11 protein-coding genes, 1 tRNA gene and 1 pseudogene are annotated in these 11193 nt (G+C 39.3%); 8 read left to right on the forward strand and 5 right to left on the reverse strand.

The window, feature by feature from the left end:
- The first annotated feature begins 102 nt into the window (after positions 1 to 102).
- Positions 103 to 1548, forward strand: coding sequence for a M14 family zinc carboxypeptidase (locus J2T13_RS04960; RefSeq protein ID WP_429368887.1), 1446 nt, complete (start codon positions 103 to 105; stop codon positions 1546 to 1548).
- Positions 1549 to 1768: 220 nt separating this feature from the next.
- On the opposite strand, the gene J2T13_RS04965 is transcribed toward J2T13_RS04960, so the two are convergent.
- On the reverse strand, positions 1769 to 2407 hold the full coding sequence (locus J2T13_RS04965) for an urease accessory UreF family protein (RefSeq protein ID WP_429368889.1): 639 nt from the start codon (positions 2405 to 2407) through the stop codon (positions 1769 to 1771).
- A 261-nt stretch (positions 2408 to 2668) separates the two neighbouring features.
- On the opposite strand from J2T13_RS04965, the gene J2T13_RS04970 reads away from it, so the two are divergent.
- Positions 2669 to 2751 (forward strand) — tRNA-Leu (locus J2T13_RS04970).
- Positions 2752 to 2883: 132 nt separating this feature from the next.
- Here the strand turns inward: J2T13_RS04970 and J2T13_RS04975 are convergent.
- The 3 genes from J2T13_RS04975 to J2T13_RS04985 all read right to left on the reverse strand — a co-directional run bounded on the left by J2T13_RS04975 (position 2884) and on the right by J2T13_RS04985 (position 4968).
- Entirely contained in the window at positions 2884 to 3180 is a 297-nt protein-coding gene (locus J2T13_RS04975) for a hypothetical protein (RefSeq protein WP_429368891.1), read from the reverse strand.
- 635 nt (positions 3181 to 3815) lie between these two features.
- Entirely contained in the window at positions 3816 to 4112 is a 297-nt protein-coding gene (locus J2T13_RS04980) for a hypothetical protein (RefSeq protein WP_429368893.1), read from the reverse strand.
- Positions 4113 to 4491: 379 nt separating this feature from the next.
- Positions 4492 to 4968, reverse strand: a complete 477-nt coding sequence (locus J2T13_RS04985; protein WP_429368895.1) for a glutathione peroxidase — start codon at positions 4966 to 4968, stop codon at positions 4492 to 4494.
- 250 nt (positions 4969 to 5218) lie between these two features.
- Between J2T13_RS04985 and J2T13_RS04990 the strand changes: the two genes are divergently transcribed.
- A complete protein-coding gene (locus J2T13_RS04990; protein ID WP_429368897.1) occupies positions 5219 to 5497 on the forward strand; it encodes a hypothetical protein in 279 nt (92 codons plus the stop codon).
- Between the two features lie 105 nt (positions 5498 to 5602).
- Positions 5603 to 6052, forward strand: coding sequence for a thiol-disulfide oxidoreductase DCC family protein (locus J2T13_RS04995; protein ID WP_429368899.1), 450 nt, complete (start codon positions 5603 to 5605; stop codon positions 6050 to 6052).
- Here J2T13_RS04995 and J2T13_RS05000 read toward each other — a convergent pair.
- Positions 6049 to 7971, reverse strand: coding sequence for an LTA synthase family protein (locus J2T13_RS05000; protein WP_429368901.1), 1923 nt, complete (start codon positions 7969 to 7971; stop codon positions 6049 to 6051). The two genes, J2T13_RS04995 and J2T13_RS05000, sit on opposite strands and share 4 nt — an antisense overlap.
- A 510-nt stretch (positions 7972 to 8481) precedes the next feature.
- Between J2T13_RS05000 and J2T13_RS05005 the strand changes: the two genes are divergently transcribed.
- The 4 genes and pseudogenes from J2T13_RS05005 to J2T13_RS05020 form a co-directional block, all read left to right on the forward strand.
- Positions 8482 to 8790 (forward strand): hypothetical protein, encoded by a 309-nt coding sequence (locus tag J2T13_RS05005; protein WP_429368903.1) that lies wholly within the window; start codon positions 8482 to 8484, stop codon positions 8788 to 8790.
- 597 nt (positions 8791 to 9387) lie between these two features.
- Complete coding sequence (locus J2T13_RS05010; RefSeq protein WP_429368905.1) at positions 9388 to 9612, forward strand: hypothetical protein; 225 nt, start codon at positions 9388 to 9390, stop codon at positions 9610 to 9612.
- 172 nt (positions 9613 to 9784) lie between these two features.
- Positions 9785 to 10939 carry a hypothetical protein gene (locus J2T13_RS05015; RefSeq protein ID WP_429368907.1) on the forward strand — a complete coding sequence of 385 codons (1155 nt, stop codon included), beginning with the start codon at positions 9785 to 9787 and terminating at the stop codon, positions 10937 to 10939.
- A pseudogene (locus J2T13_RS05020) lies at positions 10932 to 11193 on the forward strand (CpaF family protein); the annotation flags it as partial. The gene J2T13_RS05015 and the pseudogene J2T13_RS05020, both read left to right, overlap by 8 nt.

Genomic DNA, 11193 nt, shown 5'->3' on the forward strand with positions numbered 1-11193 from the left:
CTTATTGTAAATAGGAGAAAATATTAATTTGTATCGGGAGGTTTCTTATCGAATGATGTCGAATGTAGTTCGTTCGACTTATAAATAGATAGGAGAGTTCCGATGTTCCGTATTACAATTAAACCAGTTATTCATCGTACCAGCATTCGCTCAACGATTCTCGTATTCTGTCTTCTCATTACTGCATTGTTTTCGTTACCTTCCGCCTTATCGGCGGCAGAATTTAGTAGCAATATAGTAAAACCCAAGCAAATCTATACATATGAAGTGATGACCCGAGATATTCAAGCTTTAGCGAAACAATATCCCGATCTGATTCGCTACAGTTCGGCTGGAAAAAGCGAGTATGACCGTGATCTATGGTTAATGGAGGTCGGTCGCGGTCCGGTGAACGTGCTGCTGAACGGTTCTCATCATGCACGGGAGTGGATCACTACCGCATTGCTGATGGAGATGACGGAGAATATGGCTATCAGCGATCGCAAGGATGCGAAGTGGGGGGATTACCAGATTCGCGATCTTCTGGATCATGTCACTTTCCAGATTGTACCGATGGTTAACCCAGACGGTGTGACGTTGCAGCAAAAAGGGCTCGATGCGTTTCCAAAGACAGTCCATGCGGCACTGCTGAAGATGAATGGGGGAAGCAGTAACTTCAAACGCTGGAAAGCGAACGCCAAAGGCATTGACTTGAACCGTCAGTATCCCGCTGACTGGAAGAATATCAAAAATGCGTCTTCAGCTCCATATTACATGAATTACAAAGGGAAGAAACCACTTGAGGCCAAGGAAACGCAAACGATGGTTAAATTGGCAACAGCGTTGAAACCTGCAATTGCCGTTTCGTATCATACGTCCGGCGAGATTCTGTATTGGAATTACAAGACTCTTGCGAAGAATTTGAAACGTGATCAAGCGTTTGCCACAGCTTATTCGAAGATGACAGGCTATAGGATGGTCAAGCCTGTGGCTCAGCCGTCTGGCGGAGGGTTTACTGACTGGTTCATTGAGAACTTCGGTCAGCCTGCTCTGACACCCGAGCTTAGCCCGTACGCTGGGGAGAGAGATGTACCTCTATCGAATTGGGAACGGATCTGGAAGCTACATAAGGCTGATCCTTGGCTGATTGGCACAACAGCTGTCCAAATTGAAATGGACAAGTTACAAGCGGAGAAAGCAACTGGATGGATCGAGTTGACGAAGGAAATGACGGCTTATAAATCGCCAATGTTGGACGCCTTGACGTTGGGTAAGTTAGTCATAGGTAACTATGAAGTCACTCGTTCTAAGGGTTCTTGGATAGAGATCAAATCTAATGGACTTCGTTATTGGATATCGGATCTATACAGCCGGAAGTTGTCCGCCAAGGAAATTGCAGAATTGTTGAAACCTTTGGAGGAACCGGAAGAAACGATAAAGCCGGAAGAACCCGATGATCAGATTGATCCAGAAATCATTGGTCCACCGAAGGAAGAGGTGGAGAATTTGCCTACAGAAGTCGAGGGCACATTGACCATACCTGAACAACTCAATACGCCAGTGGAATAACACCTAGAAGAACACTGCCTAATCTAAGTTTAATCGTACTATTCCACGCCTCTGATGCAAATCACCAATCTGAATGTGATAGCTTTATCATACGAACAAATAGGAATCTTTCGCGCGAGTCAAATCCATGCGCCAAAGATTCCTATTTGATTTTGCAAACTTTTCAATGGACTCCTTAGAAGGGCCTATTTAGGTGACATGGTTAGGTGAAAGGATATTTCTAGGTTGTGGGAGACTGTTGTAGTACTTCAGGAGAATTCATTTTGATGGTGTGCCACTCTTGCCCTAATTCTTCAATGAAGGTCTGAGTCAGATGGTCAGCTTCCTTTCTTGGTAGTTGGATCAGGATGGAAGCTCTACTGACATAGGTAGAAACTGCAGAACACATATAACCTTGTACAGCCTGGTCACAATTTATTTCAAGCCTACTATTGATCCAAGCATGAACCGTAGTGAGACAACCGACCGCATCGTGATCATTTAAGGACTGTTCCAGTTCATCGAAATCCATCCAAGGGTATAGTGCACGAGCTAATTTAAATAGTCTTTTTCCTGACTTTTGGGCGATATTCGTATCCTTTTCATTGTTTCCTGAACCCTGAACCGCTCTGTCAATTAAAGCAATCCGTTGCGAATCCCTACCCTCGGTTGCTGCATAGATTTCCTTGATGGCCCAACCGTCTCTTCTAAGTAATTGTTTAGGTAATTGACTTCTCATGAATAATTCTAGATCATCACAGTTCTGGATATTTCCTTCGGTCATTTGAGATTCTAACTCGAAAGTATGCTTGAATCCACCTACAGAAAGGGAGGAATCTAATCGTTGTACATAATCAAGCAATTTCCTGCCTTTATCCAAAATATCCGCCTCCCAATGAATAAACATATCATGTTTGAGTTATATAAAATTACATATACATCATTTTATTTAAATATATAAATAAAGTGTAGATTTATGTTACTATAAAAAACCATATAATGTCAATAAAGAAGTAAATTTAAAAATAATGGTATACTAAGTGTAATTTTTTCTGACATGTCCTAAAGGGTGCTTCGCTTTCTTTACTTTGAAAAACAATGTATGTATAATGATCAATGTTGTTTGAATTCTTTAGTATTCGCGGTCGTGGTGGAATGGCAGACACGCTACCTTGAGGTGGTAGTGGGGGCAACCCCGTGGAGGTTCGAGTCCTCTCGACCGCATTATAGTAAGTTATAATGGTTTTGATAATTAGTGAGCGTGGATATCAGCACACGCTTATTGCTCAAGAGTCTAAAGAGGTTCAATATACATTGAATTTGAAGAATCCAGTAGTCTGGTTTGTAGAGAGGGAATCATTGAGAATCGGTGCTACTGGGAGACGGAATGTGTTTTTTAGGATTCCCGCTGTCGATGAACCAACTCGGTCCTCCCGCACCACTTATTTCCTTCTTACGATAATCGTAATAAACGTAAATCAGCACATCTTCGTGACCTGTAATATATCCGCGAAGATAGAGAGTCGAACTAATGGAAGAGTCCATAATTTCGTAATCCTTTAATACAAAATCGGTATTGTAATGCTGTTTGATAAATTTTTCGGCAAGTACCGTAGCATTTTCTACCATTTCTTTCTTCTCTGTACTAGACATGTGCGAACATCCTCCTAACCCTATGGTGAATAAAATAAGAGCGAGAATTAACGGAATTTTTTTAGTCAAGTTACAATTCTCCTTTTATGGTAATTTCCTATTTTTGTAACTCTATAATATATTAACATAGTAGACAAGGTGGGAAAGTATTGACTTACATAAATGATAAAATGTATTGGTTATCATCTGAGGTGTATGATCTGAAATATGTCTGCAGAGAACTATAGGAGTACCCAAACTGCTAAATCCTGGCGCTAAAAGAAAAAGCAGTTGTCACAGACGAAGTGCTGTGACAACTGCTTTTCGGTTAAGGACCACTTCACAACCGTGATATTTCTGAGAATAAGAAATTCATCGGTAGCTATATGTAGTAAAGGTGATGATCTACAAAGAGCAAGTAGAAGGATTTCTGAGGCTTTGTTGTTCGAAACAGCTAAATATTCTCCATACATCGGGTGAAATCTATTTAGAAATAATAGAATGTATTGTGACCAAGGCTACTGCAAATAACGACTTATTTCTCCTCGGGTATACCCTAAGAGAGTAGTTTGTATTATAATGAAATTAATTCCATATACCGGAAAATTAATGATGTTTATAAAACGAATATGTCAGTCTGGTTGGTAGAGAGGGAATCATTGAGAATCGGTGCTACTGGGAGACGGAACGTGTTTTTTAGGATTCCCGCTGTCGATGAACCAACTCGGTCCTCCCGCACCACTTATTTCCTTCTTTCGATAATCGTAATAAACGTAAATCAGCACATCTTCGTGACCTGTAATATATCCGCGAAGATAGAGAGTCGAACTAATGGAAGAGTCCATAATTTCGTAATCCTTTAATACAAAATCGGTATTGTAATACTGTTTGATGTATTTTTCGGCAAGTACTGTAGCGGTTTCCACCATCTCTTTCTTCTCTGTACTAGACATGTGCGAACATCCTCCTAACCATATGGTGAATAAAATAAGAGCCAGGATCAACGGAATTTTTTTAGTCAAGTTACAATTCTCCTTTTTTGGTAATTTCCTATTTTTGTAACTCTATAATATATTAACATAATAGACAAGGTGGGAAGGAAATTTGGCCTACATTAATGATAAAAACATATGGAACCATATCGGATGTTGTGTATGTCGGAGCATTTCTGCGGAGAGGCTTTATCATAATACTGGATTTTACATACGTAAGTATTAGATCGTTGTTTGTAATAGATATAGATAATAGCAGTTCAAGGATAACTACCTCGAACTGCTATTTTTGTGCATCAGGCAGAATATGTCTGACTTCTCAATTTCTGTTAGCTTAATCCTATAGGAGTCCTTCAATAACACTTTCAATTTTATCGGGAGTAGTCGCGGGTGCGTAACGGTCTAGAACCTTCCCTTGACTATCAACTAAAAACTTAGTGAAATTCCATTTGACTGCTTTGGAACCCATTACACCTGGGGCTTCTTTAGATAAGTATTGGAAAAGCGGATGGGCTGTGTTCCCCTTCACATCGACTTTCTCGAAAAGAGGAAAGGTTACGCCATAGTTAACTTGACAGAATTGTTCAATTTCATCGGCTGACCCAGGCTCTTGTTCTTTGAACTGATTACTTGGGAACCCTAATATTTCAAAATTATGATCTTTAAACTTTTCATATAATTCCTGAAGGCCTTTGTATTGAGGAGTGAATCCACATTTGCTTGCTGTATTGACGATAAGTAGTACTTTTCCTTCATATTTCGATAAGGAGACTTCTTCCCCTGCTAGGGTATTGACTTGGTAATCATAAATACTCATCAGTATTCCTCCTTCAAATAAAGTTGCTTATAATTCAATTTTACACAATTAATTATGGAAGTCAATTGAAATTAATATATAGATTGTATGGCTACTGATCTTTAGAAAGAATCCATGAGCATTATTCCGTTTAAGGATACGAACATGCTATAATAAATTGACATCATGCCCAAAATTCATTAGAATGTCTAAGTACTTGTTGGATTTCCAAGAGCTTTCGTTAGCAAATTTAATATAAGTGGTGATACTTATGTCTTACAGACCGATTATTTCGAACATGACAGAAGCCAGTAGCAACGAGAAGGATGGATTGTATGAATTCATCGTCAAGATGGTGGACGGAACAGAGTGTCGTACGTTTTACACTCGGAATCCTGAATGGAAAATGACCAACATCAACAGACTGCAAAAAACACCATGTCCTGTATGTCGCAAAGACTTCATTTGCAAATGCATGAATAGCTTTGAAGGTGTGATTCAGCAGCAGATCGACGATAACGATTGGCTAGACAAGGCTATTGCCAAGTAGGTAGTAGTACTTAAGCAGACGATATGAAGCGTGGGAGATAATCCTGCGCTTTTTTTCTATACTTATTTGGAAAGGTTGGATTTTTTTAAAAGGAGGAAATGGATAATGATGAAGAGTGAATGTGAAATGAGCAGATTATCTTCTGAGGATGATTCACGTTCTATTGTTCTTATAGACGGAGTATGCCTATTATGTCAGGGAATAACGAAGTTTATTATCAAAAGAGACCCTGAGATGCGCTTCTATTTCGCTTCTATGCAGTCTGTTCAGGGACAGGAACTGCTTAAACGAGGGGGAATCTCTACTCAGTCATTAGATTCGTTTGTGCTGATTGAGAATGGGGTATATTATACCGAGTCCACAGGAGCCTTGCGTGTGGTTAGGCACTTGAAGGCTCCTTGGCCTTGGATATATATACTGAGGGTTATTCCTAGATTTATCCGGGACCGTGTATATCGATTTGTAGCTAGAAACCGCTACCGTTGGTTCGGTCAATCGGATCAATGCATGCTTCCAAGTCCTCAAGATAAGGGGAGATTTATTGATGAATCTTAGGGTGTTCGTCTTGGTAATAATTGAACATAATCATCCGATAATTTCATTAGTGATCTAATATAATCATAATCATCCCTATACCCAATGATATCTTGAACAGGTTGTAGCGTCTTCAGTGAGGTTGCTATTCCATCTTCAAATCCTTTTCCTGGAACGAACATCACATCATTATTGAAGAATGAACCGGTAGGTAAATAATACCGCATGCCGAAGACGTTGTTATCTGTGTTTAGTAAGTCGCGTCCGAATGCCGTAAATTGCTCTTTCTTAAGTGATATCCCCAAGAGATTAGAAATCGTTGGCATAATGTCGAGCTGACCACCTGTTAGTTCAACAACCTGTCCCTTTTGATTGGGAACATGAATGAAGAGCGGGATATTAAATCGACTGATCTGGTTATCATAAGGAATGCCAAGTTTAGCTGTAATTTCAGCTGCATCGGTTTCTTTCGGTTGAATTCCAAAGTGATCACCATAGGCAACGAATACCGTATTGTCCCAGAGACCTTGTTCTTTCAGTTGCTCAATGAGTTGTCCGAGAGCATAGTCTGTATAATTAATAGCTGATAAATAGTTACCCAACTGTGATCCTTGCAGATCTGTAGGGATTTTCATTTGTAAGAATTCATCTGGAACGACAAAGGGTGCATGACTAGATGTTGTGACGAATTGTGCATAGAACGGCTTGTCTGTAGCAGATATTTCAGTTAACTTCTCCAGTCCAACACGATATAGTTCTTCGTCCGAAGCACCAAAATCATTGAAATGATCATTCGTATAAAAAGGCTTGTCATAATAGTTATCAAAAGCAAGTCCAGGGTATAATAAATTGCGGCTCCAGAAATCAACACTGTTGATATGGAAGGTTGCGGATTGATAGTTATATTTCTGTAATAATCTTGGAAGACTAGGTAGCTCCCTATTACCGAAACCAACAGACATTGCCTCCGATCCCGTAGGGTAGATGGAAGTGTTTGACATGAATTCAGCATCGGAAGTATTACCTTGTCCTATTTGTTGATATACATATGGAAAGTAATAGCTTTCTTTAGCGAGCTTGTTCAATACGGGTGTAGCTTCTTGTTGATCTACTTTCAAGTTTATAGTGAAGTTCTGGAAGGATTCCAGCTGAACAACAATGACATTCATCTCTTCCGCCGAAGCGAAAAATTCCGGCTGGGAGGTTGTTGTAGATTTATTATTGTTATAAGGATATGTGGATTGAAGCTTCTCCACAGCTGCTTTTGTTTGTTGTAAATTTCCGTTAGCAATGGCGTCGCTTTCCTGCTTATTCCTAAGTGCAGTCGAGACTTGGAAATTTAGAAATCCCACATCCTCAGCTTGAGCCCATTCGTTATCAATGGCTTGACCACGGTTAATGAATAAGGCGGACAGACCCATGCAGACAGCGAGGAAGAGGATAGTAATGATCTTAGATCTGTAATTAATTCTGCGAGTGTGACCAAACGATGAGCCTGAGCTATGAATACGGAAGTCTCGATTACGTCTGGAGAAATGTAGAATACCTATAATGGCTGCAATCAATAAATCGGCAAAGAATAGAAAGTGATACGGCTTAATCAATGGTGTAATGCTGGCCCGTATTTGAGGAACCTGACCCATTTCCCCGAGAACTGAATAAGCGGGCACGGATCCAAAATGAATTTGGTACAATGTAGCCGCGAAAAGAAGAAAAGAGAAAATAGCATTGAAGATCCAGAATGTGGGGCGCTTAACGATGCGCGGTAGGATGAGTTCTAATAAGCACAAAATGACGAGAATGGACAATGTATCCTTGAGAACTCCAGCAATATTGGTCTGGTCGAAAAAGAAAATACGAAGTAAAGATAATTTAGCTACCAGTAATAGCACGGTTAGAACTATGGATGGCAGTGAAAAGCGTTTAGGTATATTGTTCATTTGTCTTCATTTCCTTCTTTAAAAGTATTGATTGTATTCATCATCCCACCATTATATCATAAAACCCCTGTGTAGAATTGGAACTGTGCATAGCTATTTATAAGCGAATATATGGATAATAACTTCAATTGGAGATATTTAATATGTGATGTAGCTACTTCATTTGTGTTTTTTAAGGTATGATAAGAGTAAGGCTAAAAACAAATTTATAGAACACCGATGAGTCAAAGTTCCTTTTTTTATGTATCAAATGTTATGATATAGGTGGGACTAGTTGATAGGGAGTATTTAAAGGAATCAATTTAAGCAAGAAAGAGCGAACGGAAGATAAATTGCACTAACCAAAAATTGGTAGTGAATAGATATCTTGTTTTAGGAAAACTACTTAATATAGCGCAATGGAGAGTATGAAGAATGAAGAAGGCTACAAGGCTTTATTAGTAATAACCATAAGAGCAGCAGCTAGACCTTCAACACAAAATAATGGTTTCATTAAGGGGATATGTGAAAGTGAGAATAAATTTGAATTTTACGAATAAAGGGCAAGTGGCAATTGAAAATTTCAGCAATGATGAATTAATTGAAATTTTCAGCAGATATATGAATACATTAACTAAGAAATATAATATCGATATTAATGTTCCAGTTGAAGTCAATCAGAATATCATCACAGACAGCTCTTTGGTTGTTATGGCTGAAAATGTGAAATGTGATGTTGAGGTCTTTTTTAAAGAATTAGGAAGAGATATTAAGATTCCTTTGAAGAAAAGACTTGAGGGAAAATTAGACACAGTATTCAAAACAGAGATTATTGAGTAGAGTTTAGTAAACAGACCTATTTTCTTCTGGACGGGCAATCGCCGTTTTCATTTTCATAAATAAACATACATTATCACGAATCTAAAAAATTTTTAGAAGGTGGTAATGAAAATGAATAAACATCATCGGTGTGATCATTTCCGTCATAAAACAGAACAAAAATTCATTGTCAAAAAAGTATGTAAAGTATTTGTGGTAAAGGTTATTCGTAAACCCAAGCCTAAATGTTCTCATAAGCACCACCACACAGACCACGGCTTCTTTAAGCCTTTCAGAAAACATCATGAACATCCACGTCCTAGAAAACATCGTGAATGTCGGTGCCAACACCACAGTTATTAGCATATAACCTATCTCTCGTAATGCTTTAAACTTGTGAGTGAATGTGACTACTTTCCTATAGTTAAGCCTGTTCACAAATGAAATTGGACCCATTTAGCAAAGCATCGTTCATAAATCGTTTAATCGCGATTTTCGAACGATGCTTTTTATTGTAACTCTAAAATGTGTTGGTAAACAAAATGTGCCCCTGCCGTTACGCTCTTGTCCTTGAATTCATAAGATATGAATATGACAAGAAGGGAGGGTATATATAAAATGATCGAAGACGCATATCATAACTGCATGCGATGTATGAATTGTAAAGTCCGTATATTAACGACTGAGGGACAATATGAAGGAACAATAGTAAGAGTAGATAACTGTTATGTGTATCTAAAACCGGACTCTAAAAATAGAGTGCATACCTCTGCGTTTTATCCCTATGGTGCTGAAATTTTAACTTTAAGTTTATTTACCTTATTGGCTATTGCTCTGATCTAATTTCTTTCTTGTACCCTTCCATAAATTGTGATATTCTAAGTGTGAATCAGGATGTAAGTTTATATCTTCTAATATTTTTGGATATATGTTAACGGAAGCACCGTTCACTAATCGCGTAATTGCGGTTTGTGATTGGTGCTTTTTTCGTTCTATTTTGGAAAGGTGGGAAGGCATGGTCCCTGTAAAGATTGTAATGGTTGTGCAGGAAAGTGAGTATATCGAGGCTCTACTCCATTATGTGCACAGTAGTGATTTTGGAGATAAGGTGCAGATTAAGGCCTTTACATACAAGGAGCATTTTCTGCAATACATGAATAACGGAAATGAAAGAACGGAGATGGTCGTTGGGGAAGCAGTATTTCTGGAAGACTGGTTACAGCAAGGAGAACAAGATGTGCCTTGGATTGTACTGGAAGAGAGTGGGATAAGTACCTTAGAAGGACCCGTACTGGTGAAGTATCAGCCTTTATCTCAATTAATGACCTCAATCCTCGAATTGTCACGAAGTCAGGGAAACAAAGGCATGCAAGGGAAATCTGGAACTACGACGATGATCGGCGTCGTGTCAGCTGTAGGAGGAAGCGGGAAGACAACAACGGCCTTAAATATGGTGAAGCAGCTTAGTGCCTGTGGGTTGTCGGTATTCTATCTTAGTCTGGAAACGATAAACAGCTGCGCAGTTTTCCCAAGTAGGTCTAAGAATAGAGAGGGGAGGCAAGGTTTATCAAGGCTCTTGTACGAGATGAAGGCGGCTCAGGAAGTGAAGGATTATTCTAGTATTTCCATTACGCCCTATGTGGTTAGACATGAGGGAATCAAGGCGGACATGTTCGAACCCCTTAGCAATATGAAGGAATGGATTCAGATGAGCAAACCGGATACATGTCAATTGTTGAACTTGGTTAGAGGTAGCGATAACTATGATGTCATCATTGTGGATACAGATTCGGGTGCTGGAGAGCGTTTCGATGCGGTACTGGAGTCATGTGGCAATTTAGTATGGCTACTACTTGATGATTTGATCAGTATGTACAAGAACGGACAATGGTTCTCCTTTATAGAGAAAAGTAACCCTGCCCTTTTCACTGAAGTGATGAGTAAAAGTAAATTCATTGTGAATCGATATGTTGGAAGCTTGGCTAATTCGATTCCTGCACTTATCGGAGAAATGGACGGCGTTCTCCCCTATATCCCTTCATGGAAACAAGTAAGTAATGAAGAGCTTATGCTGAGTTCTCCTATTTTTCAGCGCGATATTCTTAAGTTATGTAGAGACTTGGTGGGTGATCTTCTACCCATGACTTCTGGAGCTAATCCATATGGATGAGGATGAAGTATTTCAATCGTTACGAAGCCATATTCGGGCTGGGTTAGATGTGATTTCGGTGGTAGACAATAGCGATTTAATGAAGGAAATCGAACGGACAGTCTTTGGACATAAGGATCTTCAGGATCTAACGGCAGTAGAGAAACGTACGCTGGTACGTCGAATCTTTGATTCCTTCCGTGGATTGGATGTACTTCAACCTTTGGTAGATAATCCTGCGATCACAGAGATCATGATCAACAGTCATCAGGAGA

The sequence above is a fragment of the Paenibacillus sp. DS2015 genome (genome assembly GCF_050433705.1).
In the GTDB taxonomy this organism is placed as follows: Bacteria; Bacillota; Bacilli; order Paenibacillales; family Paenibacillaceae; genus Paenibacillus_AQ.